Genomic DNA, 24,365 nt, shown 5'->3' with positions numbered 1-24,365 from the left:
GACATCAGGTGGTGTCCTTGTGGGGCGGCGCCACCGACAATCTGCTTCCAGCGCGTCCGACCGAACCCCCAGTTTCGCCTGCATCCCATCGGGCGACCAGCGTCTGCTGTTGGAGGAGAAGCATCATGGCGCCGAGGAACAGCCAGAACATCCGTGCATTATTGAGCGACAGGCCGAATGATCCGATCGCGAACACGAGGAGCATGTCCCGCAGCATCAGCATGTCGGTTGACTGCGCCCGGTAACCGACCACGGTACCTCGCACGATCTGGACGATCAGCCATCCGAAGAACAGGACCGCCAACGGCATCCCCCACTCTGAGGCGAGCTGCAAGTACGTGTTGTGAGCCAGCGCCGCCTGCCCGAAGACTTGCGCGGTGACGGCCGTGTAGGACCCGATTCCGACGCCGAGCAGCGGACTGGACTCCATCACGCTGAGGGCGTTGCTCCATACCGCATCGCGGTTGGAGCCGCCTTGTGCTGTCGCCGCAAGAGAATCGTCGAAGAGCTCGGCTACTCGCGACAGCTGCGGAAGCTGCGCCCCGTGTGACGCGCTCAGACGGAACACGGCTGCCGCGATGTCGTTCCAAAACAGGGCGACCACGATGCAGGCGAGCACGAGCATCGTGGCGAGGAAGCCCGATCGCCGCTGGATCCAGATGTACTCGAAGAGGAGAACGGCTGTCAGAAGCAACAGCGCGATAAACCCGGTCTTCGAGCCGGATAGCAGGATCGAACATACTAAGACCAATACGCACAGTGTTCGTGACACACGATTGACCCGCTTGTCACGAACGAAATATGCGATGGCTGCGCAGGCGAGGACAGAGAAATAGTTTGGGTCGTTCATCAACCCGCGGTAGCGAATTCCTCCGTAATACAGGGCCTGGTCGAACTGATGGATCCCCGCCACTGACGTGACGATACCGACGAGTGCGACCGTCGTCGCCCCGAACGCGAACCAACGGACGATGGTTCGGGCCAGACCGTGCGCGGCCGCACTATATCCAACAATGAGATAGAGGAAGGACGTAGCGAGCTTCAACGCGTCCGAGGCGATCGCCGAGTCATCGACGATCGTGCCGAATCGACTCGGGGTGAGGCAAACCGCTGTCAGGGTGGTGGTCGCGAGAACCACACTGAAGAACAATAGAGCACGCGGAGGGATTCGAACCTTCTGCTCGATGATGAGCAGAAGCAGACAGATGAGCACGAGCGGGTCGGCGATCGACAGATTGACGCCCGCGATGACGCCCGATTGGTTGAGCGCCGCAGCCATGACTGCGAGAAGGAACGCGATGAGGGAGGGTTTGAAGGCCGCGTTGCTCTGCGTCATCGGCTGATCGCCGCTTCCAGCTCGTGCTTCCATCGACGCTGCACGGTCTCCTCGGCGTAGCGCCTCCCGACCTCGTCGCGCGCCCGTCGAACGATCGCGCGCGTGGTCGCCCGCTCTTTGAGCGCGCGCGCCAGTGCGCGGCCGAGCGCTCTGCCGTCATCGATCGGCACGAGGAATCCAGTTTCACCGTCTCTAACCAGGTCGATGATCCCCGTCGCTTCAGTCGCGACGACCGGCACCCCGGCTGCGAACGCTTCGAGAACGACCGTGGGCAGTCCCTCCCTACGGCTGGGCAGGCAGAGCACATCCGTGATCGCCAAGTATGGGGCGACGTCCTCTACTTCCCCGGCGAACGTCACTCTCGTCAGAGTAGAGCGCAACCTATCCAGACCAAGTGCACCCGATTCATCATCCGCGGCGCCCACGATGAGCAGATGTGCAGCGGGCAAATCTTCCTCCAGCCCCGCCATCGCAACGGTGAGGGCGTCCAGTCCCTTGTCTGCGGTGAGCCGTCCTACGAAAGTCACGACGGGAGCGTTGATCGGGAGTCCCAGGACAGCACGGGTCGCCGCACGAGCTTCCGAATCCGCGCTCGCGCCCGCGAATCGTCGCACATCCACGCCGTTCGGGCTTCCGTCGCCGAGAACTCGGACCTTGTTCGATGGGACTACCCGCTCGGCGATAGCGCGAGCACGAAGCGATGGGCTGACCGCTAGTACGTCGCTCGCGGCCCAGCAGGCGAACTTCTCCATGGCTAGGAGCATTCGGCGCAGCCCGCCGGAGGAACTTTCAAGTCGCAGACCATGCAGTTCGTAGATTCGCGACCGCACGCCCGTGAGTCGCGCGGCGATCGTTCCCAGTAGGCCGGCTTTCGGCGTGCCGGCCACGGCCGCCTGCGGGCGAATGGAGCGTAAGAGTCTTACCCAATGCACGAGCGATCGCAGATCAACCACGGGGTCGGGATTGCGCGCCATCTGCATTCGATGCACGAAGATCCCCCGGTAGGTGCTAAGGCGGTCTCCGATGGGCCCGGGACCAGCGATGAGATGAACTTCCCAGCCATCGTCCGCGAGGCGCTGATAAAGACCATCGTGATATCGAAGTTGGTAGTCGATGGTGACCCCGAACACTACAGAGCGGCGTGCGCCCTCGCTCGGGCTCACCTTCCGCCTCCCAGAATTCTCAACAATTCTGCGGACTCCTCAACCACTTCCGGTTGCTGCCATCCCGGTTGCTGGGACTGTCCGAACCACATCACTTCGACGCGCCGCGTCAACCCGGTGAAACGCGGGACAACCTTGCTGACCGCGAAGCCCGTAATGACGGAAAACCTGCAAAGCCATCTGGGCAGTATGGCAGCCTTGTGCTCCGGGGCTGCCGCCTCAAGGACGCGCGATGTCGTGAGACCCTCCCAAGGTTGCAGCACGAGGCCCGGGACAGCGCTCGTCAGGTCGCCCAGGTCAGCGATGGTCACGACCAGACCGGTAATGCTGCTCGTGATCGACGGTGCGGTTCCGGGAGCAGCGACGCTCGCCAGCGGCGACCGCGCCAATCGGATCAGGCGTTCGGTTGTCGCACGTCCAGGTCCCTGCACGGAGGTCGCTCGAAGGATGACAACGGTGTTCGTCTCCAGTTGTGCGGCGTGCCTGAGCAGAGCGCGCTCCCCCAGCGCCTTGGAGTGCGAATAGGCCGAAAACGGCGCCACCTCCACGCCGGCATCTATCCTGTCCCGGCGTCCCTGCACAGCGGCCGAACTCAAGTGGATGAGCCGACTGACTCCGACTTCGCATGCAGCACTTGCCACGACGGCCGGTAGAAGGGTATTCGCCCCGTAGAGCTCTCTGCTCGCCGCCGAGTCCGGAGCAGCCATCCCGGCCGCATTCACGACCACATCTGCTCCAGCCAGGGAATTCGCCAGCAGAGGCGTCTCCACATGCCGACGCGCCACATCGACAATTGCCTCGGGGTCAGCAGCGACCGCGAAGTCCACGGCCAGCCGGGGTGCGGGAATCTCCACGACCTCGACCCCAATGGCGCGGAGATGCACCACGACCGCAGACCCCACGAAACCGCTCGCACCCACGACTGCCCAGCGCTCCGCGCCTAAGCTCGGCGAGGCCGACGCATCTCGAACTTCGGGAGCGAGAGGGACGATGAGCGTCGTCTCAGACAGGCGAGATCCCCTCCAGCGAGGGATCCACAGATAGATCACGCAAACGACCAGAACCGTCGCCCATCCGATCCACGGTGGCCATCCGGCGGACCAGACGGCGACGCCGACGCCCGTATTCACGATGGCGAACAGAGTGACGAGGATTGCAGCGCTGATGTGGGAGAGGCCTGTGTCTAGCAGCCGCTGGTAAGCATGCGTGCGGTGAGGAGCCGTTACTCTCTCGCCCCGCATTGTGCGCCGCAGAACGGTCGTAGCGGTGTCGGAGATATGAACTGCCAACGGCGGCAGGATCAGGAGCGCGGGCACGCCGACGTACAAAGCCAGCATCGCAACCACAGCGACTGATCCGCCGAGCAGATAACTGCCCACATCCCCCAGGAACAAGCCTGGCGTCCGCAGATTCCAGGGGAGGAACGCGAAGAAGGCCGCGGCGATCACCGCCCCAAGGGCGCTCAGCCAGGTAGTCCCCGTGAGCGTACCCGCCGCGACGAAGGCGCACCCCACGACCATGCCGTGCAGGCTGGAGAGCGCGTTGATCCCATCCATGAAATTCGCTGAGTTGACGTATCCGACGATCAACAGTGATCCCAGTGGAACAGCCCACCATGGGGATACCCCGACTACGGTGGCCCCGGCAATGGCGGCGCCGACGCCGATCACCACCTGGGCGCCGAGGCGAGGGGCGGCTGGAAGCGTCTTGAGATCGTCGATGAGGCCCAGGAGCGCGAGTGCGACGGCGGTCGCCACCGCGATGGTCACGAAGGCGGCATCCTCAGGGAGCACGCTGGCCGTAATGGTGCCACCTACAATCCAACCGGTTAGCGGGGCAAGGCCTCCGGCGCGCAGAGTGTCCGTCGTATGCGACGAGCGCTGGTTCGGCTGATCGACGACTCCCCAACGGCGCAGAATGGGGCGGAACACAAACGGCGCCAGGATGCTGACGCCGAACACTGCGGCGGTGATCTCAGCAAGGCTCGCCGTCACCGAGAGGCCTCGTCGCTTGACCCGACCGCAGTGACAGAGATCCGGCTCCGGCCGACTACCGTCGCATGGGTGTCGGGCTCGTCGGCCATGCGCGCCTTCCATCCGGCCTTGTTCAGACGATCCGGACTGATCACCTCAGCATGCGTATGGGAGATCTTCGGGTGGAACGGTCGCTCCAACGTCTCACGATCCCCCACCAGGTCCTCATGCAGTTTCTCGCCCTGCCGCAGACCGGTGAACACGATCTCGATCCTCTTCCCCGACATCCTGATCATGCGCTTCGCCACTTCGAGGATCGACACCGGCTCGCCCATGTCAAGGATGAGCACCTCGCCGGAACGGCCGATGCCACCCGCCTGGATCACCAGTTGGCACGCCTCAGGGATCGTCATGAAATATCGCGTGGCATCCGGATGGGTCACGGTGATCGGTCCGCCCGCCGCGATCAGCGTCTGGAAAGTCGGCAGCATCGAACCGCGACTTCCAATCACATTGCCGAACCGAACCGACACGTAGTGCATGCCGGTCTGCCGGCCCGCCCACGCGGTGAGCTTCTCCGCCACTCTCTTCGAATGCCCCAGCACACTTGTCGGGTTCGCCGCCTTGTCGGTCGACACGTTCACGAAGTGGGTCACGCCCACGCTCATCGCCGCGCGAATCACGTTCAGCGAACCGATCACGTTGGTCTTCCACGCCTCATCCGGATACTGCTCGAGCATGGGCAGGTGCTTCAGCGCCGCAGCGTGGAACACGACCTCGGGCCGACGGTCCTCGAATATCTCGTTCAGCACATCGACATCGCGAATGTTGGCCAGCACCACGTCCTTCGTGTCGAGCAGCCCGTGCCCGGCCGTGCCCAGTTGTGCCATCTGCAATCCGGTCTCATCGCGGTCGAGCATGATCAGCTCGGACGGTCCGAACTTGGACAACTGCCGGCACAGCTCCGAGCCGATCGACCCGCCCGCGCCGGTCACCAGCACACGCTTGCCAGCGACGTACCCCGCGATCAGCTCGACATTCGTGTCGACCGGGTGCCGCCCGATGAGATCCTCGATCTCGATGTCTCGCACGTCGATGCCCGTCGGGTCGAGCATCATGTCGGTCAGGCTGGGCGTGACCGAGACCTTGAGCCCAGCGGCATCCGCCTGATCGCTCCACTCGCGCAGCTGCACGCTGTCGGCACTGCCCATAGCGATGATCACGCGCCTAGCGCCGGTCTCCTGCGCCACTGCGGCCAACTGGGCCGTGCGACCGAGCACCGGAACCCCGCGCAGCACCAGGTGCTTCTTCGCGGGGTCGTCGTCGAGCAGTCCCACCGGCCGGATGGGCGACAACGGGTCCGTGATGATCGAGTGCAGCAGACGGTCGCCCAGATAGCCGGCCCCTGCGATCAGCGTGGGCTCGGCGTCGTCGGCCGGCTTGCGCGAGCGATCGACCGTCGCGCGAGCCACATAGCGGATGCCGAACATCACGACCAGCACGAACGGAGCAGCGAGCAGGACGGTACCGCGAGGAACGTGGAACATGTTGCCGAACGGGATGACGAACAGCGAGAGGAAGACCGCGATGCCCGCGACGGTCCACCCGAGGACCTTGACCTCGTCGAACGATCCGTACGGGTAGCGACCGCGGTAGAGCGCCAGCGAGTAGCCGATCACCAGCTGCATGACCGCCGCGACGATGCCCAGCCCGATCGTGGCCGCCCAGCCGATCACGGGCATGGTGAACTCGAGGCGCAGAGCCACCGCGAAGACCATCCCGACGATCCAGATGAGGCCGTCAGCCGCCGCAACCAAAGAGCGACGCCTGCGCTGTTGCACAGATACCTTCACGCCATCCGTCTCGTTTTCCCCCCGGAGATGATCATCCCACGCCATTTTCACCCTCTCAAGGCGCGCCCCGACTCGCCGGCCTCCCAACCGGGCGTTACGCACCCCGATGATTTTCCCACAGGCGGCGACGAATTCGGCAGCGGTGTTACGCAAATTCACCCGGTACAGGTGAAGCGAAATCCTTTGCCTCGACTCCTGTCCTTCGTTCGCCGGGGAACCGACGCCGGGCATCCTTACAGCGGAGTCCGCCACAATGACAGGGTGACCGATATCTTTGCGCCCGAAGAGGTGCCTGAGCGCACCCACCGCCGTCGCTGGCCGTGGGTCATCGTGTTCACGGTGCTGGGGGTCTTCGTCGCTGCTGCCGTGGCAGGCGCCGTCTATCTGGGCCATCTGTCGTCGCTGTACGACCAGGCCGAGAAGCTGCCAGACGCGCAGGTGTTCCCCGCTCCGTCGACGCGGCCGACCGCCCCCGCCGCCCACCCGGATGCCACCAACATCCTGCTGCTCGGATCCGACACCCGCGGCACGATGGGCAAGAACGTCAAGGACCTCCGCGGCCAGCGCTCCGACACGATCATGCTCGTGCACATCCCGTCGGATCGTTCCGGCGTGCAGGTGACCTCGATCATGCGCGACAACTGGGTGCCTATCCCCGGTCACGGTGAGAACAAGATCAACGCCGCACTGTCGTTCGGCGGCGTGCCGCTTCTGGTGCAGACGGTCGAGGGAATCCTCGACGTGCCGATCGATCACGTCGCCATCGTCGACTTCGAGGGCTTCAAGGGCCTCTCCGAAGCGGTCGGCGGAGTGACCCTGAACAACCAGATCGCTTTCAGCTCCCGCGGGGAGCACTTCGCTCAGGGGCAGATCACCGTCGAGGGGGACGCGGCGCTCGACTACGTCCGCGCCCGCTACCCGTTCACGGACGGCGACTACCAGCGTGTGCGCAACCAGCAGGCTTTCGTAAAGGGCCTCGTCGCCAAGCTGATCAGCAAGGACACGCTGACCAACCCGGCGCGCATCGCTGACTCCGTCGGCGCCATCTCGAAGTTCCTGGCCGTCGACGCCGGCCTGACCGCACAGGTCGCCGCGCAGCTCGGCCTCGAGCTGAAGGACGTCCGCGCGGACGACATCCTGTTCCTCACCTCGCCGACCAAGGGCACCGGCACGGTCGGCGACCAGTCGATCGTCGTTCCCGACTGGGACGGTCTGCGCGCGCTGTCGGATGCGCTGAAGAACGACACGGTGCCGGCGTACGCCTCAACCCACAAGTGAGTGCTCACTGACCAGTAGGCGTTTCGTCCCGCTCAACGACCGAAAGGGTGGCCCCTCCACACGGAGGGGCCACCCTTTCGCTGTGCCGGTCAGAGCGCGAGGCGCTCCTTGACCACGACAGCCAGCTTGTCGGCGTGCAGGCGTGCCGTCTCGGCATCCGCTGCCTCGACCATCACGCGCACGAGCGGCTCGGTGCCCGACGCGCGCAACAGCACGCGGCCGGTGTCGCCGAGCACCTCCTCGCAGTCGCGCACGGCGGCGATCACGCTCTCGTCGTCGACGCGGTTCTTGTCGACGCCCTTCACGTTCACGAGCACCTGCGGGTACACGGTCATGACGGATGCCAGCTCGGCGAGCGTCTTCCCGGTGCGCGCCATCTCGGCCACGATGTGCAGGCCGGTGAGCACGCCGTCGCCGGTGGTGGCGAAGTCGCTCATGATCACGTGACCGGACTGTTCGCCGCCCAGCGAGAAGCCGTTGGCGTTCATGTCCTCGAGCACGTAGCGGTCGCCGACGGCGGTCTGCCGCACCGTGATGCCGTGCTCGCGCATCGCGACGTGCAGGCCCAGGTTGCTCATCACAGTGGCGACGAGCGTGTCGTCCTTGAGCTTGCCGCGCTGCTTCATCGACACCGCGAGGATCGCCATGATCTGGTCGCCGTCGACGATGTTGCCGTCGGCGTCCACGGCCAGGCAGCGGTCGGCGTCGCCGTCGTGCGCGATGCCGACGTCGGCCCCGACGCGCACGACCTCGGCGGCCAGCTTGTCGAGGTGGGTCGAGCCCACGCCGTCGTTGATGTTGATGCCGTCCGGGTCGGCGCCGATCACAGTCACCTTCGCGCCCGCGGTGCGGAACGCCTCGGGCGAGGCACCGGATGCCGCGCCGTTGGCGCAGTCCAGCACGACGTGCAGGCCGTCCAGACGATGCGGCAGCGAGCCCAGCAGGTGCAGGACGTAACGGTCCTCGGCATCCGAGAAGCGGCTCACGCGACCCACCTCGGAGCCCGTCGGCTCGAGCTTGGGTCCGGCCATCGCCTCTTCGATGCGCTGCTCGACGACGTCGGGCAGCTTCACTCCGCCACGGGCGAAGATCTTGATGCCGTTGTCGGGCGCAGGGTTGTGCGATGCCGAGATCATCACGCCGAAGTCGGCGTCGATGTCGGAGATCAGGAACGCGGCGGCCGGCGTCGGCAGCGTACCGGCATCCAGCACGTCGACGCCCGACGAGGCCAGCCCCGCCTCGACTGCGGCGCTGAGGAAGTGCCCCGAGATGCGCGGGTCGCGTGCGACCACGGCGGTGAGGCGTTTGCCGGCGGCCTTGCGAGCCTCGGCAATACGGCCCTGGCCCAGGACGACAGCAGTCGCCTGGGCCAGGGTGAGCGCAAGTCCGGCGGTGAGGGTCTCGCCATTGGCGAGACCCCGCACGCCGTCTGTACCGAACAGTGCCATAGAGGGAACTGCGCGGATCAGCGCTTCGAGTACTGAGGAGCCTTGCGGGCCTTCTTGAGACCGGCCTTCTTGCGCTCGATGACGCGGGCGTCGCGCGAGAGGAAGCCGGCCTTCTTCAGGGTCGGGCGGTTGTTCTCGGCGTCGATCTCGTTCAGCGCACGGGCGATGCCCAGACGCAGAGCGCCGGCCTGGCCGGAGTCGCCGCCACCCGAGATGCGGGCGATGACGTCGTAGGCGCCGGTGAGGTTCAGAACCGTGAACGGGTCGGTGATCAGCTGCTGGTGCAGCTTGTTCGGGAAGTAGTCCTCGAGAGTACGGCCGTTGACCGTGATCACGCCGGAGCCGGGGACGAGGCGCACGCGGGCGATGGCCTGCTTGCGACGGCCCACTGCTGCGCCGGGGACGCTGAGAACGCGCGGAGCGGCGGTCTCGACGACCTCGGACTCAGGAGTCGAGGTGGTGAAGTTCTGCGGGAATTCGGTGGAGTCCTGGATGTCAGCCACGAGTATGTCCTTAGTGAGAAACGGCGCTTACTGGGCGACCTGGTCGAGGGTGTACGGCGTGGGCTGCTGCGCGGAGTGCGGGTGCTCGGCACCGGCGTAGACCTTCAGCTTCAGCAGCTGCTGAGCGCCCAGCTTGTTCTTCGGGAGCATGCCGCGGACGGCCTTCTCCACGGCGCGGACCGGGTTCTTCTCGAGAAGCTCGGAGTAGGTGGTCGCCTTGAGGCCGCCCGGGTAGCCCGAGTGACGGTAGGCGATCTTCTTCTGGAGCTTCTGACCGGTGAGCGCCACCTTCTCGGCGTTCACGATGATGACGAAGTCACCCGAGTCGATGTGGTTCGCGAAGGTCGGCTTGTGCTTGCCACGCAGGAGTGCGGCGGCGTGCGAGGCCAGGCGGCCGAGAACGACGTCAGTGGCGTCGATGACGACCCAATCGCGCTGGGCTTCGCCAGCCTTGGGGGTGTAAGTGCGCGTCACGATAGTGCTGCTTTCTTAGATTCGAACGGAGAGGTTCGTGAATCCCGCTCCGGGGTGGTTTCCCTCAAGGAGGGGAACACGCCAGTGGAGGGCTCACGTTCGTCGTACCTGCCAACGGACACACCGATGACAGGCACCAAAGGGTCAGCCTACGGCATCCGAACCCCTGTATGCAAAACGGTCAGTGCGCGCGCGACGCCGTCGCGCGGGTCGCGGTGATCAGGATCGGGCGGTGATCGCTCACGCCCTGCGGCAGCGTGTGCACCTTGTCGACTCGGAACCCCACGGATGTCGCGAAGTCGTAGTGCCCGCGGAACACCCGGTACCGCGTGTAGGTGTGCTCGTCGCTGAGCGTCAGCATGTAGCCGTGCTCGCGGATCGTCGCGCCCAGGTTCTCCTTGAACACGGGGTAGTTGTAGTCCCCCACCATCAGCACCGGCAGCCCGCGGCCCATCTGATCGAGCTCGGCCAGAGCGGCTCGGATCTGATGCCGGCGCAGCGAGTTCAGTGCGGTCAGGGGTGCGGCGTGGAACGACGCCGCGATGAACTCGTACCCGTCGTCGATGTCATGCAGCCGCACCGCGACCACCCGCTCGTGCGCCGGCCGCGCGATGCGGTCGTGCAGGGACTTCTTCAGAGTGATCGTGCGGACATCGGTCGCCCGGTACATGTCGGGCCGGTAGAACACCGCGATGCCGAGCCGGTTGCCCGCGGTCGCGTGCGCGAGGGTCATGCCGCCGAGATTCTCGGGCAGTGCCTCGACATCGGCCTCCTGCAGGCACAGCAGATCGGGCGTGTGCTCGGCGACGAGCGCCTCGAGCTCGTGCGCGGCCGCGTGCTTGCGCAGGTTGTAGGAGATGATCGTCATCATCCGTGACCCCTTTCCTCCGCGTCACTGAGCCTGTCTGCGGGCAGGCTCCGACGCCCGCGCGTCTGCTCGGCACGGGACGCCAGCAGCTCGTCCGCGGGGTAGCCGACCTCGGTGAGACTCAGCCCGCGAGCGGCGAGCACTTTGAACGCGCTCGTGCGGGTGAGCTCCTCGCGCAGCCGCACCACGTCGCCGACGTCGAGCCGCCCCTCGCCCACCGCCGCGCACGCGCCGACCAGGGCGCGCACCATGCTGTGGCAGAACGCGTCGGCTTTTACCTCGGCGATCAGCACGCCGTGGTCGTCGCGCGCCCAGCGGTAGTCGAGCAGGGTGCGGATGGTCGTGGCCTCTTCTCTGGGTTTGCAGTAGGCCGCGAAGTCGTGCAGCCCGATCAGAGTCTGCGCCGCGGCATCCATCCGCTGCGCGTCCAGCGTGCCCTTGACCGCTGTCGTGTCGTGCCGTCGCATCGGGTCGTAGCCGCCGGTCGCGTCGGCGAGCCGGTACCGGTACCGGCGCCACACTGCCGAGAACCGTGCGTCGAAGCCCTCGGGAGCGAGAGCGGTGCGGGTGACCGTGGCATCAGGATAGGCGCCGAGGGCGCCCCGCATCCGGTGCGCGAGCGAGCCGGCGGGATCGTCGGCTGCGCGGCCGTGCCGCGACTGCAGCCTGGCGTACTGCGATTCGTCGAGGTCGACGTGCGCGACCTGACCGGATGCATGCACACCGGCATCCGTGCGACCGGCGACCACGAGCTGCGCGTCGGAGCCGACGATGCGCGTCAGCGCGTCCTCCAGCGTGCCCTGCACGGTGCGCAGGCCGGGCTGCTTCGCCCAGCCCCGGAAATGGGTGCCGTCATAGGCGATGTCGAGACGGATGCGCACGGTTCAAGGGTACGGCGCGCGGACCGCCACTCACCCCTCTATGCGGTGAGCTCCGCCCGCAGCACGTGCTTCATCACCTTGCCGGACGGATTGCGCGGCAGCGCCTCGCGCACGATCAGCTCGCGCGGGATCTTGTACTTCGCCAGATGCTCGCTCAGGAAGCCGCGAACCTCGTCGAGCGAAAGGTCGCCGGATGCTTCGACGACGGCCACCACTGTCTCGCCCCAATCTCCGTGCGGTCGGCCGACGATCGCGGCGTCCACGACGGACGGATGCCGCCGCAGGGCCTCTTCCACCTCCGGCGAGTAGACGTTCTCGCCGCCGGTGATCACGACGTCCTTCAGCCTGTCCACGATGAACAGGTAGCCGTCGGCGTCGGCCCTGGCGAGGTCGCCCGTTCGGTACCAGTCACCTTCGAACACGGCATCGGTCGCGGCGTCGTCGTCCTGATAGCCGGCCATCCGCGTCGCGGAGCGCATCCACAGCTCACCGACCTCGTCGGCCGTGGCATCGACGCCTTCCGCGTTCACGACGCGGATGTCGACGCCTGGCATGCCGCCGGCACCGATCGAGCCGGCCTTCTCGATCTGCTCGGCGGGGTACAGCGCAGAGCCCACAGGGCCCATCTCGCTCATGCCGTACACCTGGTAGAACGCGTCGGTGTCGTATGCCTTCTGCAGCATACGGACGGTGTCGGCGCCCATCGGAGCGCCGCCGTAGGCCCACAGTCGCATCGATGAGAGGTCGAAGTCGGCCAGGGTCCTCCCGATCGTGGGCAGCACCTTGAGCGGCGCCAGGTAGGCGATCGGTGCACCGAAGAACGCCGTGACGCGGTGCTGCTGCACGGTCTGCAGGAATTGCACCGGGTGGTACTCCTTCAGCAGCACGGCTGTGCCGCCGAGGTACATCATCGACAGGAACCAGTTGTTCAGGGGCGAGGCGTGCCAGATCGGCATCGCGATCAGGAACCGGTCATCTCGCTGCAGACCGACCGCCGCGGTCGTGTACGCGGGCACGTTCGCCAGGCCCTCATGGGTGTGCAGGCATCCCTTAGGGCTGCTCGTCGTGCCCGACGTGTACAGCACCTGTGCGATCTGGTCGCCGGCGACCTCGACGCCGTCCCACTCGTGGGCCGCGGCAACGTCGACATCGAACGAACCCGATCCGTCATCGGCGATGGCCAGCACTCGGGCATCCGGAGCGCCCTCGCGAACTCGGTCCGCCAGATCGACGTCGGCGACGACGACCTTCAGACCGGAGTGCGCGGCGACGTAGGCGACCTCGCGGGCGGTGAACTTGTGGTTCACCGGCACCAGCGCGGCGCCCGCGCGCCAGAGGCCGAAGGCCGCGACGGCGAATGCCGGGGTGTTGTACGCCATCACGCCGACCCGATCGCCGGGTCGCACACCGGCGTCGCGGAACACTGCGGCGGCCCGGCGAGAGGCGGCCAGCAGCTGCCGGTAGTCGAGGCTGCCGAGGTCGGACACGATCGCGGGCTTGTCGGGGAAGGCGCGAGCGGAGCGCTCCAGCATCCAGGTCAGGTTCATCGGGTCCTCACGTCGTCGTGTCGGGGTGTTCGGCGGCATTGCCTCTGGTGTTGAATCGTGATTCAATACGATCATTGAATCACGATTCAATCAGGATGTGAACCGAGCGAAGGAGCACGGAATGGCACAGCGTCGCGAGGCAGGACGCCGGGAGGATCTCATCGAGGCCGCCACCGCGATCGTGCGGGACTCCGGATTCGGAGCGGCATCGGTCAAGGCCGTCACCGCCCGCGCCGGCATGAGCGCCGGCCTGCTCTACAGCTATGCCGAGGGCGTCGACGACGTGCTCGCCGAGGTGTTCCGGCGCTGCGCGGGCACCGAGCTCGCCGCCGTCGACCACGCGGTCGTCGCCTCGGAGCGGACGGATGCCGCGGGCCGCCTGCTCGTGCTCATCGAGACCTTCGCCACCCGCGCGCTGCGCGGTGGCCGTCTCGCCTGGGCGCTGCTGGCCGAGCCCGTCGGCCGCGCCATCGACGAGGAGCGTCTCGCCTACCGCCGCGGCTACGCCGACATCCTCACCGAGATCGTCACGCAGGGCGTGCGCGACGGCTCTTTCGCCCCGCAGCACCCGGGCATCACCGCCGCCGGACTCGTCGGCGCGATCGGCGAGGCGCTGACCGGTCCGCTCACGCCCGTCACGACGGAGGAGGACGACCCGGAGGGCGTGGTCGCGGCGATCTCCGAACTCTGCCTGCGCGCCGTCGGTGCCGCCCCCGAGAGCCGCACCGAGAGGGAATCATGAGCACGCACGAGGTCCTGAACCAGTCCCCCGCCCGGGTAGACGTCGACGAGTACGCGACCAACGTCGCCCTCGTCGAGGGCGTCGCACGCTACGACGCGGCCTGGGCCGACGAGGGACTGCACGCCACCGGCATCCGGGTCGGGACGGCCGAGTTCCAGGCCGGCGCGCGTCGCGCGAACCGCAACAAACCGCAGCTGCACACGCATGACCGCTGGGGCAACCGCATCGACGAGGTCGAGTACGACCCGTCGTACCACCGGGTGATCTCCGCCGCCGTCGCCGACGGCGCGCACACCAGCGCCTTCGCCGATCCGCGCGCCGGGGCGAACGTCGCCCGCGCCGCATCGTTCATGCTCTACGCGCAGATCGAACCGGGGCATGCCTGCCCGGTGTCGATGACCCACTCGGCCGCGCCGGTGATCGCCCAGCATCCGTCGTTGGCCGCCGAGTGGATGCCGCGCCTGCTGTCACGGTCGTACTCGCCCGACCTCGTGCCCGGCAAACAGGGCGCACTGTTCGGCATGGCGATGACCGAGAAGCAGGGCGGTTCTGACGTGCGCGCGAACACGACCGTCGCCGTGCCGATCGGCGAGGGACGGTACGAACTCACCGGACACAAGTGGTTCTGCTCGGCGCCCATGTCGGACGGCTTCCTCGTGCTGGCGCAGGCGCCCGGCGGGCTGTCCTGCTTCCTGCTTCCGCGGCTGCGCGAGGACGGCAGCCGCAACGAGATGCGCATCATGCGTCTGAAGGACAAGCTCGGCAACGCGTCGAACGCGTCCAGCGAGGTCGAGTACGAGGGTGCCGTCGCGCATCTGCTCGGAGAGGAGGGACGCGGGGTGCGCACCATCATCGAGATGGTCACGAACACCCGGCTGGACTGCATCCTCGGGTCGCTCGCCGGCATGCGCCAGGCTGTCGCCGAGGCCTCGTGGCACGCCCGGCACCGCGCCGCGTTCGGGCGGATGCTCTTCGATCAGCCCGCGATGACAGGCGTCATCGCGGACCTGCAGCTCGAGGTCGAGGGGGTCACGGCCGCCGCGCTGCGGCTGGCCCGCGCCTACGACACGGATGCCTCGGAGCAGGATGTCGCGTTCACCCGGCTGGGCACGGCCGTGATGAAGTACTGGGCGTGCAAGCGCGGTCCGGCACACGCGGCAGAGGCGCTGGAGTGCCTGGGCGGCAACGGCTACACCGAGGACTTCCCGCTCGCCATGCGGTACCGCGAGCAGCCGGTGATGGCGGTGTGGGAGGGGTCGGGAAACGTGATCGCGCTCGACGTGCTGCGCGCCCTCGGCCGCGAGCCGGGAGCATTCGAGGCGTTCGACGCCGAGGTCTCGCTGGCGCGCGGAGCGGATACCCGGCTCGACTCGCACCTCGACCGCACTCGCGCGCTGGTCCGCGCCGTGGCATCCGATCCGTCGCCCGAGCTGCGCGCGCGCGAGCTGGTCGCGGCGCTGGCCCTGTCGCTGCAGGGCTCGCTGCTCGTGCAGCACGGGCCGGCGACCGTGGCCGACGGCTTCGTGGCATCGCGCCTTGGCCCGTCATCGGGTTTCGCGACCGGCGCCCTGTTCGGCGCGCTTCCCTCCGGCGTCGACGCCGCCGCGATCGCCGCCCGAGCCTGACCCCGCCCGGTGCCCGCCGCGCGGCCGTGCGGCCGTGCCCCGTCCAAGGATGGGTTTCGGCGGTCAAACGCGCCGGAACCCACGAAACCCATCCCGGAGCGGATCGGCCGCCTCCGCACCGCGCGGAGTACCATGGCGACCACCGCGCGGAAGGGGCTCCGATGCAGACCGAATACGACCTGATCGTGCTGGGCGGCGGAGCCGTCGGCGAGAACGTCGCAGACCGGGCGGTGCAGGGCGGCCTGTCCGTCGTGATCGTCGAGGATGAACTCGTCGGGGGCGAATGCTCCTACTGGGCGTGCATGCCCTCGAAAGCTCTCCTCCGCCCCGGCAGCGCGCTGCGCGCCGCCCGACGTGTGCCCGGAGCGTCCGCCGCGATCACCGGTAACCTCGACGTCGCGGCCGTCTTCGCGCAGCGCGACAGGATCGTCAAGGACTGGAACGACGACGGTCAGGTGCGCTGGCTCGAGAGCGCGGGCATCGACCTGATCCGCGGCCACGGCCGGTTCGTCGGCCCCAAGCAGGTCGAGGTCGCCGCGGCCGGCGTCGTGCTCACCGCCCGGCACGCCGTCGCCGTCGTCACCGGTTCGACTGCGACGATCCCCGACATCTCGGGCCTGCGGGACGCGAAGCCGTGGACCAGTCGTGAGGCGACCAGCGCAAAGCGCGCCCCCGAGAGCCTGGCGGTGATCGGCGGCGGCGTGGTGGCCGCGGAGATGGCCGCCGCCTTCGCCTCGTTCGGCACCGAGGTCACGATGATCGTGCGCAGCGGCGTACTGGGCAAGCTCGAGCCGTTCGCCGCCGAACTCGTCTCGGACGGACTCCGTGAGCAGGGCGTGCGCATCCTGACCGACGCATCTCCGGCATCCGTCGATCGCGACCCCGACGGCGTGCACATCGCGCTCGAGGGCGGCGAGACCATCCATGCGGAGGAGGTGCTGGTCGCCACCGGACGCTCGCCGCGCACCGACGACCTCGGCCTCGAGACCATCGGCCTGAAGCCCGGCGGCTGGCTCGAAACCTCCGACACCATGCTGGTGTTCGACTTCGACTGGCTGTACGCGGTCGGCGACGTCACGAAGCGTGCCCTGTTCACCCACCAGGGCAAGTACCAGGCCCGCGCGGCCGGCGACGTGATCGCCGCGCGCGCGAACGGCACGCCTGTCGACGACGCCCCCTGGGGCGCGCACGTCGCGACCGCCGACCACCACGCCGTGCCCCAGGTGGTGTTCACCGATCCCGAGGTCGCCGCGGTCGGCCTGACGGCGGCCGAGGCGGATGAAGCGAGGCTGCGCACCCGGGTCGTCGACTACGACCTGTCCTGGCTGGCCGGCAGCTCCGTGCACGCCGACGACTACCGCGGACAGGCCCGGATGATCGTCGACGAGGACCGCAGGGTGATCGTCGGGGCGACCTTCGCCGGGCAGGACGTCGCAGACCTGGTACAGGCGGCGACGATCGCGATCGTGGGCGAGGTGCCGATCGACCGGCTCTGGCATGCGGTGCCCGCCTACCCCACGATCAGCGAGGTCTGGCTGCGCTTCCTCGAGGCCTACGGCCGCCCGGTCGCGCCGGCCCACCACATCCCCGCGCCCGGTGAGCCGAGCGTGCCCGAGCTCGAGGACGACGAGAACGTCGCACCGCGTCCCGAAGAGGAGGCCGCGGATCTGAACCGCGCCGAACCGGATGTCGCGGACCACAGCCACGACTCCGCCTGAGGCGCAGGCGGAGCTCAGACGAAGGCCGCGCCGTCCCACACGGCGTCGAGATGAGCGGCGTAGGCGCTCTCCGCGATCTGATCCGCCGTCCACAGCAGCGCCAGCTCGTCGCCGAGCCGGCTCACGCCCGGCAGCAGCCCCGCCACGGCGACCAGGCGCGCCCAGGCGTAGTCACCTCTGGCAGGGGGCACGGCGGAGATCGGCCGGCTGACGAACGGCGTCGCCGCGATGGCCGCCTCCAGCGGCAGCATGGTGACCGTGCCCACGCCGGCCTCGAGGAAGGCCCGGCCAACCGCATCCCACTTCAGTCCCACCCAGTCCGCGGATGCGGCACCCGCAGTGCCGTCGGCGACACGGATGCCGACGCGGTAGCCGGTGCCGGCATCCGTGCTCGCCCGTCCGAGCACGATCGGATCCGTCGCCGGATCGGTCAAGGCGGCGGTGGGCGCGACCCACACCTCCCGGCCGAGATACGGCAACGGGTCCGGCGTCGGCCCGGTGCCCCCCGTCGGGGCGGGCAGCGCCGCAGGCGGCCCCCACAGCGGCAGATGCCCACCCGCGGTGCGCACGTCGGCGACCGCCGCCTGCAGCCCCGCTGCCAGATCCTGGCGCACCCCGACCGCGAGCGGCACGCCGTCGCCCGCGGGCGAGGGCAGTCTGTCGTTCACGATCTGTACCAGGCGCAGCGGCGGCACAGTACCGCCCGTTCCAGCATCCACCGGTTCGAACGAGGCGAGCCCGAGCGCCGCGCCCAGCATGTCTTTGCGCATCGTGCTCTCGCGCAGATCGGTGAGCAGGTTGAAGTAGCCGCCGATCTCGGTGATGTTGAGCGGAGCAGGGATGCGGGACGGGATCACGTCGCCCTGCGTCGCGAGGCGGCGCAGCAGCATCGCCTGCGCCTGCTGGATCTCGGGGCTTGACGCTCCCTTGATGACGTCGGTCAGGGCGAGGACGAGTGCGTCGCCCGCCGCGTCCGAGACGGATGGAGTGGACATCGTCGTGCCTTTCTCTCGAATGCTCTCAGTACTGGAAGGTCATGTCCGCGCGGCGGAGCTTCGGGTAGTCGCCCGTGCCACCTGGGAGCACGCCGCCCTCGGCCGTCGTGGCCGGCACGCCGTGCGCGGTCAGGTACGCGGCAGTGTTGGTCGCCCGATCTCGGGCCAGGGCGACGTTGTCGAAGCCCGCTGTGCCCTCGGGCGATGCGTAGCCGCGGACCACGGCGCCGGTGGCGCCGCCCGCCTTCACCTCGGCGAGGATGGCGTCCAGCCCGGCCTTCTGGTCGGACTTCAGCACGCGCTGCGCCTTCGGGAAGTAGATGCTCCGCTGGGTCGGCTTGGCCGGCGCGGGCTCAGGGGCGGGTTCGTCGCCGCCGCCGGTGCCGCCTCCGTCGGAGCCGCCGTCGCCATCACCGGAGCCGCCGGGGCCGTCCGAGCCGCCCCCGCTTCCGGAGCCCTTGTCCTTCCCTCCGGATGCGCCCTTCTCACCGGCATCCTTCTTCTTGTCGGCGCCGTAGATCGAGGCCGACGTCTCCATCGCCTTGATGGCGAGGTCCTTGGCCGCGCCGAGGGCGTCCTTGCGGGCGGACTCGGCGGTCTCGAGAGTCTTGCCGGTGAGCGTCGTCAGACCTGCGGCGTTGTTGAGCACACCGATGTCGAAGCTCTTCTGCGCCTCGGCCGACTTGATCAGCGCACTCGCGAGAGTGGTGTCGGCGGCGACCGGTGCCATGGAGAAGTTCTGGATCATCGGGTTCAGGCTCGTCAGTGCGCTCGGACCGGTCAGCCCTGCGGCGAGCGCGTTCTGCGGCATCCCCACCGGCGAGATCTGGGTGGCCTCGTCTCCCGGCGAGTCCTGCCAGTTCCAGAACCGGGTGAGGTCGACCCGTTCAGCCGAGGGGCAGTGCCCGAGCACTGCCTCGCCCAGCACGCCCTTGGTCGGCAGTGCGATCGTCGCCCGCGGTGCCGAGAATCCGTCGGTGTGGAACCGGGTGAGGGCGTCCTGGATCTGACCTGTGGTCAGACCCGCCTTCTTCACGGGCCGGATGCCGTGCTCGTCGGGTTCGCCGTACTCCGCCGTCGCGTCGGTGATCGCGGCGGGGATCATGAACGGCAGCACCATCGAGTTTCCGAAGTAGCCCAGCACATTGTTGGTGATGCAGCTGAGCAGCGGCACCGCCGGGCGCTCCGTGCCGTCGTCGGCCGGAGGAAGGGTGATCTCGTAGCGCTCCAGCATGACCGCCCGCTCCTCCGGCGTCAGCGAGGCGAAGACGGCGACACTGCAGGTCATGGTGTTGCGCATGACCCACTGCAGCGTCTTCTCGATCTCGAGCACCGACGCGTAGGACAGCACCGGCGGCACCGTGCGCGCGGCGATCGGATAGGTCATCGCGGGCAGCGCCATGGGGCCGCCGAATCGGCTGTCCACGAGCACCACCTGCGGGGTCGTGCCCGAGATCGCGGCCACGAAACTCGTGACCTGCGGACCGCCCAGCTCGCGCTCCAACCGGTCGGAGTCGTAGGACCCGGTCTTCGACTGCTTCGCGGCGGCGTCCTTCAGCGCCCCCTCCAACGCCGAGCCGAGACCGCCGAGCGTGACCTGCGCGAAGCCGAGATCGGCGATCGCGGGCGGCGCGAAGTGGTAGTCCAGCCGGCGGGTGCGGCGGGTGATCTCGAACCCGGTGATGTCCTGCCTCGCGAACGACGGCGGCAGCGAGACGGTGGCCACGCGGGTCCGCCCGAGCACGTGGTTGGAGCGCGCGGCGCGCAGCCGCCCGAACAGGTCGTCCTCCGTCGCGAGGGCGTCCTTCCCCGTCGGCAGAGTGTCGGACACTGCGTTGCCGCTGAGCGGATAGGGGCCGACACGCATCCCGCGCTTGCCGACCACGGTGACGAACAGGTCGTCGAAGTCGAGGAAGGTGCCGATCAGTGTGATGTCGAGCACGTCCGTCGCGGGCGCCCCGGCATCCGCCACGGCCGTCGTCGGATCCGACGCGAAGTCGGTGATCAGCGACAGACCGCGCCGGTACCGTGCAGGCACGACTCTGCCGAGGATGTCGGCGTGGCCGAGCAGGCGCTCGTAGCGGGTCAGCACGTCGTCGCGGGTGGATGGCGCATCGGTGAGCTTGGCCGGCTGGTACGCGGGCAGGAACCGGATGACGTCCAGCGGCACCTGACAGGTGAGGGTCACGCCCTCGCAGGCGGTGGTCACGTCGAACAGCCGCTGCACCTCCCAGTACTGCATGGTCAGCGCGCGGGTCTTGTTGTGGTTCGTGATCACCTTGGTGGTGATCTCGGTCGACTCCGTCGCGGTCGCCAGGCGCATCGAGGTGCGTGACGCGGAGCGGCGCGCGGCCGCCTGGCGCTGCACCGCCGAGTGCGTCGACTGCGCGGCTCCCGAGGTGCTGTCCCGCGCCCCGCTCATCCAGGTGCTGGTGCTGCCGCTGGTGTTCGACGAGCCGAAGCTGGTCGCCACGCCTCCTGCGGCGCATCCGAACGGGAACACCCCGCCGCCACCGGCCGCGGCGGCGATCGAGAACGAGTCGGCGTGCGTGTCGTACTGCGACCCGCCGGATGCCGCCTCGCGGAACGCACTCGAGAACGTGGCGGTCGCGGACGTGTCGTCCCGCTCGGCGAACGACATCGCCTCGGAGGACTCCAGTCGTTCGCTCTCGACGACGGAGGTCGAGGCGGTGCGCTCCATGATCGCCATGCGCTGCTGCTCACCGGGGGCGAGCGGAAGCGAGTAGACCAGGTCGCCGAGGGCGAGGCCCAGCGGTGTCCAGCGCTGCGCGAGCGTGACCACGTAGCCGATCGACAGTGAACCGGCCAGCGGCACGGAACCGTACGGGGTCTCGGTGGCCAGCCCGTCGCGGAACGCGTCGATGCTGATCGGGCGGTCCACCGGCACGCGCTCGGCGAGGTGGAACTCCAGGTTCTCCAGCCCTCCGGCCAGACGCGCGGCTGCGGAGTATCCGCCGTAGAACGTGACGGGCAGCCCTCTGCGGCGGGCGTTGCCGATCCGCATCCGCAGGCTGGGCTGGCTCAGGCTCGGATCGGTGAGCCGGAAGAACACGCCGTACGGGAAGCGGTCGCTGGACGCGTCGCGACGGAACACCACCTGGCACTCGTCCTCCCCCACGGCGAGCGCGGGGGCGACGTGGTCCTCCGCCGGGGCCTCGAGCCCCGCGGCATCGGCGACGACCTTCTGCAGCGCCGCGATGGTGGCCATCGACAGCGGCGGCGCGGGTTCCGGAAGCGTCACGACCGGCAGCATCCCGCTGGGCTGCAGCCTCTTCAGCGCGGCGAGGATGCGCTGCACGCCGACGGCGGAGGTCACCACGAGGTCGGCGGCGAACGCGGTCGCACGGGCGCCGGCGGGGATCGGCAGCACGAAGCTGCCGTCGTCGAGCGTCACCGTGGTTCCGAGCATCGCCTGCGCGGTCGACGCGCCGGTCAGCTCGAGGCCGACCTGCACATGGCCGGCGGCCGATCCATCCGGCTGCAGCAGCGTTCCCACCACTTGCGGCGGTGCCTGGTTGTCCTTGGGCACGAGGCCCTGCATCGTCCAGACCAGGCGGTCGAGCGCGTCGAACATCCTGCGGTCGCTCGACGTCTGCCGGTCGACGTACTCCTCGGCCAGCTTCTCGACCATCTCCGATTCGTTCTGCCAGAGCGGCGAGTCGGGGGCGATCGAGACCGGGATGTCCTGCCCCTCGCCCCCTTTCGCGCGAGCGGAGAACAGCGCGTTGGGGTTGAACATCGGCATCGCGACCTCCCGAGGTGCGTGCGCGGAGCGGAAGTCCGCGACCACAGAACAGGAGCAGACTGCTGCCGGGCTGATACATCCGCGAGTCGGATACCGTGGCCCTATGACTGATCAGAACACCATCGACATCGGCGCCACCGACACCTGGGAGGGCAAGACCTTCGTCGAGAAGGACCTCGGCACGAACGCCCTCGGCATGTCCGTCAACTCCACCGAGCCCGGCGGCGAAGCACCGTTCTGGCACCGGCACGCGAAGCTCGAGGAGCTGTACATCTTCCTCGAGGGCAGCGGCGAGTTCGCGCTCGGTGACGAAGTTCTTCCGGTCGGTCCCGGATCCGTCGTCCGCGCCGGCCAGGACGTCTGGCACGCATTCCGCTGCCTGCCCGACAGCGAGGTGCCTCTGAAGTGGCTCTGCGTGCGCGGTGCAGGAGTGCCGCTGGCCGAGGTCGGCAGGGACGCCGAGCTCGACAAGGAGCGCCCGTTCCCCTGGAACGCCTGACCGCCTGACCGCCTGAAGAAGGGCCCCGCGGGGCCCTTCTCAGTCCAGCCAGCCCCGCCGGGCAGCCTGCAGCCCGGCCTGGAACCGGGTCGTGGCATCGAGTCGCTCGATCACCGCGCTGATGCGGCGGCGGGCGGTGTGCACATGCACGTCCAACTGCCGTGCGATCGCCTCATCCTTCAGCCCGCTGGCCAGCAATGCGATCAGCACCCGCTCGTCGGCGGTAGGCGGGGCGTCACCGGCATCCGCTGTCTCCGCACTCAACGGCACCGCGCTGTCCCACATCATCTCGAAGAAGGGCAGCAGGGCGTTCATCAGCAGGCCGTCGTGCACGATCAGCGCCTGCTCGAGCGGCATGCAGTTCAAGGTCGCAGCCGACGAGGACACCCGCGCGGTGTGGCTCGACGGCTCCTACGGCGACGTGTCGCTGGTGACGCGCGACAAGCCGCGCCAGCAGTGCTGATCCAGTAGCAGCGGACCGGAGGGTCCGGCGGGCCAATGCCCGCCGGACCCTCAGTCTTTGTCGGCGGAGCCAGGTCGCTATCCGGCAGCAGCGACGCGGATAACTGAGAACGGTCATCCCGCTTGCGAACACCCATATGGATGATCATCTGGAGCCGAAGCACGACGCCGGCAGCATCGAATGACGTGAGAGCATGGCGGAGGCCTTGTCGATTGCTCATCGAGTGCATCCACGGAGGAGACCCTATGGACGACACGCCTGTGCTCGGCGCGACCAGCCGTATCGAATCGACGGCTTCGCGCACCAGCGGCTGTGCGTTATCCCCCGCCCCCAGGTCGAGGTCGCCCTGAACCGGCCTGGCACGCGCCGGCTTCTCGTCACGGATGCCGGGTACTTCCCCTCCGCTCGTGGGCATCGGCGCGTGCGTGCGAACGGCGCCACCGAGACGATAGTGCTGCTGTGCGTGGGCGGGCGCGGGGTTGTGGAGATCGGCGGCGCGACCCACCAGTTGACGAGGTCGTCGGCGATTGCGATCCCGGCGGGGCAGGCGCACAGCTACGAGTCGTCGAGCGAGGATCCCTGGACCATCTGGTGGTTGCACATCCGGGGCTCGGATGCCGTCGAGCTCGCCAACGGTGCGATGACCTCGGACTCGCCCATCACACGCCTGCGCTCCCTCGACAGAGTGGCCGCCCTCTTCGACGAACTCGTCACCACCTTGGAGAAGCGCCTCTCCCCCGCACAGCTGCTCCTGGCATCAGGGATCGCCTGGAACCTCCTCGCCCGGATCGCCTCCGACAACACCCTGCCTGTGGAAGGCTCCGCGCTGGAGCGCGCGATGCGCTACCTGGAAGCCCGCGTCGACGGCAGCATCCAGGTCGGCGAGCTCGCCGCACTGGTGGGGATCTCTCAATCGCACCTCAGCGCGCTGTTCCGCGAGGCCACCGGCGGCGGCCCCGCTGCGTTCCACTCCTCGTTGCGGATGACCCGTGCACGGGCACTGCTCGACACGACAGCCCTGTCCATCCGGGAGGTCGCGCTGGCGGTCGGGTACACCGACCCGCTGTACTTCTCGCGCCATTTCCGACGCCACCACGAGATGAGCCCGTCCGAGTATCGTTCGCTTCGCAAGGGCTGACGCCCCTGCGCCTGCCACCGTCGTTTCGTCCATATGAATCCCCGTAAACCCCATTGCTGACGGGCTCGTCGTCCCAATAGCGTCTGTGTCGTCCG

Annotated in this window: 19 protein-coding genes; 6 read left to right on the top strand and 13 right to left on the bottom strand. The window is 68.2% G+C overall.

Annotated features, from left to right (window positions below; translation table 11 throughout):
• Positions 1-4: 4 nt before the first annotated feature.
• Genes ACFVDO_RS12745 through ACFVDO_RS12730 form a run of 4 tightly spaced genes read right to left on the bottom strand, consistent with a single transcriptional unit; the run spans position 5 to position 6,556 of the window.
• Complete coding sequence (locus ACFVDO_RS12745; RefSeq protein WP_378857799.1) at positions 5-1,336, bottom strand: O-antigen ligase family protein; 1,332 nt, start codon at positions 1,334-1,336, stop codon at positions 5-7.
• Positions 1,333-2,499 (bottom strand): glycosyltransferase family 4 protein, encoded by a 1,167-nt coding sequence (locus ACFVDO_RS12740; protein ID WP_378857800.1) that lies wholly within the window; start codon positions 2,497-2,499, stop codon positions 1,333-1,335. The genes ACFVDO_RS12745 and ACFVDO_RS12740 overlap by 4 nt, the downstream gene beginning before the upstream one ends.
• Entirely contained in the window at positions 2,496-4,493 is a 1,998-nt protein-coding gene (locus tag ACFVDO_RS12735) for an NAD-dependent epimerase/dehydratase family protein (protein ID WP_378857801.1), read from the bottom strand. Before ACFVDO_RS12735 ends, ACFVDO_RS12740 begins: the two co-directional genes overlap by 4 nt.
• Complete coding sequence (locus ACFVDO_RS12730; protein WP_378857802.1) at positions 4,490-6,556, bottom strand: polysaccharide biosynthesis protein; 2,067 nt, start codon at positions 6,554-6,556, stop codon at positions 4,490-4,492. The genes ACFVDO_RS12735 and ACFVDO_RS12730 overlap by 4 nt, the downstream gene beginning before the upstream one ends.
• 30 nt (positions 6,557-6,586) lie before the next feature.
• On the opposite strand from ACFVDO_RS12730, the gene ACFVDO_RS12725 reads away from it, so the two are divergent.
• Entirely contained in the window at positions 6,587-7,603 is a 1,017-nt protein-coding gene (locus tag ACFVDO_RS12725) for an LCP family protein (RefSeq protein WP_378857803.1), read from the top strand.
• Positions 7,604-7,692: 89 nt separating this feature from the next.
• On the opposite strand, the gene glmM is transcribed toward ACFVDO_RS12725, so the two are convergent.
• The 6 genes from glmM to ACFVDO_RS12695 form a co-directional block, all read right to left on the bottom strand.
• On the bottom strand, positions 7,693-9,051 hold the full coding sequence (glmM, locus tag ACFVDO_RS12720) for a phosphoglucosamine mutase (protein WP_378859937.1): 1,359 nt from the start codon (positions 9,049-9,051) through the stop codon (positions 7,693-7,695).
• A gap of 17 nt (positions 9,052-9,068) precedes the next feature.
• Positions 9,069-9,554: a 30S ribosomal protein S9 gene (gene rpsI / locus ACFVDO_RS12715; RefSeq protein WP_332837415.1), complete on the bottom strand. Its 486-nt coding sequence runs from the start codon at positions 9,552-9,554 to the stop codon at positions 9,069-9,071.
• A 27-nt stretch (positions 9,555-9,581) separates the two neighbouring features.
• On the bottom strand, positions 9,582-10,028 hold the full coding sequence (rplM, locus tag ACFVDO_RS12710; protein WP_378859936.1) for a 50S ribosomal protein L13: 447 nt from the start codon (positions 10,026-10,028) through the stop codon (positions 9,582-9,584).
• A gap of 181 nt (positions 10,029-10,209) precedes the next feature.
• Positions 10,210-10,896 (bottom strand): endonuclease/exonuclease/phosphatase family protein, encoded by a 687-nt coding sequence (locus ACFVDO_RS12705; protein WP_378859935.1) that lies wholly within the window; start codon positions 10,894-10,896, stop codon positions 10,210-10,212.
• Positions 10,896-11,777 (bottom strand): tRNA pseudouridine(38-40) synthase TruA, encoded by an 882-nt coding sequence (gene truA, locus ACFVDO_RS12700; protein WP_378859934.1) that lies wholly within the window; start codon positions 11,775-11,777, stop codon positions 10,896-10,898. Before truA ends, ACFVDO_RS12705 begins: the two co-directional genes overlap by 1 nt.
• Positions 11,778-11,815: 38 nt before the next feature.
• The gene (locus ACFVDO_RS12695; protein ID WP_378859933.1) at positions 11,816-13,324 is read right to left on the bottom strand and encodes a class I adenylate-forming enzyme family protein; all 1,509 of its coding nucleotides are present in this window, start codon (positions 13,322-13,324) and stop codon (positions 11,816-11,818) included.
• A 121-nt stretch (positions 13,325-13,445) separates the two neighbouring features.
• Between ACFVDO_RS12695 and ACFVDO_RS12690 the strand changes: the two genes are divergently transcribed.
• From ACFVDO_RS12690 to ACFVDO_RS12680, 3 genes are all read left to right on the top strand, one after another.
• Positions 13,446-14,066 carry a TetR/AcrR family transcriptional regulator gene (locus ACFVDO_RS12690; protein WP_378859932.1) on the top strand — a complete coding sequence of 207 codons (621 nt, stop codon included), beginning with the start codon at positions 13,446-13,448 and terminating at the stop codon, positions 14,064-14,066.
• A complete protein-coding gene (locus ACFVDO_RS12685; protein WP_378859931.1) occupies positions 14,063-15,691 on the top strand; it encodes an acyl-CoA dehydrogenase family protein in 1,629 nt (542 codons plus the stop codon). The genes ACFVDO_RS12690 and ACFVDO_RS12685 overlap by 4 nt, the downstream gene beginning before the upstream one ends.
• A 161-nt stretch (positions 15,692-15,852) precedes the next feature.
• On the top strand, positions 15,853-17,409 hold the full coding sequence (locus ACFVDO_RS12680; protein WP_378859930.1) for a dihydrolipoyl dehydrogenase family protein: 1,557 nt from the start codon (positions 15,853-15,855) through the stop codon (positions 17,407-17,409).
• A 14-nt stretch (positions 17,410-17,423) separates the two neighbouring features.
• Here the strand turns inward: ACFVDO_RS12680 and ACFVDO_RS12675 are convergent, their stop codons facing one another.
• Positions 17,424-18,404 (bottom strand): hypothetical protein, encoded by a 981-nt coding sequence (locus tag ACFVDO_RS12675; protein WP_378859929.1) that lies wholly within the window; start codon positions 18,402-18,404, stop codon positions 17,424-17,426.
• Positions 18,405-18,429: 25 nt separating this feature from the next.
• A complete protein-coding gene (locus ACFVDO_RS12670) occupies positions 18,430-22,170 on the bottom strand; it encodes an OmpA family protein (protein WP_378859928.1) in 3,741 nt (1,246 codons plus the stop codon).
• Between the two features lie 103 nt (positions 22,171-22,273).
• On the opposite strand from ACFVDO_RS12670, the gene ACFVDO_RS12665 reads away from it, so the two are divergent.
• Positions 22,274-22,669 carry a cupin domain-containing protein gene (locus tag ACFVDO_RS12665; protein ID WP_378859927.1) on the top strand — a complete coding sequence of 132 codons (396 nt, stop codon included), beginning with the start codon at positions 22,274-22,276 and terminating at the stop codon, positions 22,667-22,669.
• A gap of 39 nt (positions 22,670-22,708) precedes the next feature.
• Here the strand turns inward: ACFVDO_RS12665 and ACFVDO_RS12660 are convergent, their stop codons facing one another.
• Entirely contained in the window at positions 22,709-23,026 is a 318-nt protein-coding gene (locus tag ACFVDO_RS12660) for a hypothetical protein (RefSeq protein WP_378859926.1), read from the bottom strand.
• A gap of 329 nt (positions 23,027-23,355) precedes the next feature.
• On the opposite strand from ACFVDO_RS12660, the gene ACFVDO_RS12655 reads away from it, so the two are divergent.
• Positions 23,356-24,270: a helix-turn-helix domain-containing protein gene (locus tag ACFVDO_RS12655; RefSeq protein WP_378886866.1), complete on the top strand. Its 915-nt coding sequence runs from the start codon at positions 23,356-23,358 to the stop codon at positions 24,268-24,270.
• The last annotated feature ends 95 nt before the right edge of the window (positions 24,271-24,365 follow it).

It is taken from the genome of Microbacterium sp. NPDC057741, assembly GCF_042798735.1.
Lineage (GTDB): Bacteria > Actinomycetota > Actinomycetes > Actinomycetales > Microbacteriaceae > Microbacterium.
The sequence above is the reverse complement of the archived record's forward strand: the minus strand, read 5'-3'. Positions and strand labels throughout refer to the sequence as shown.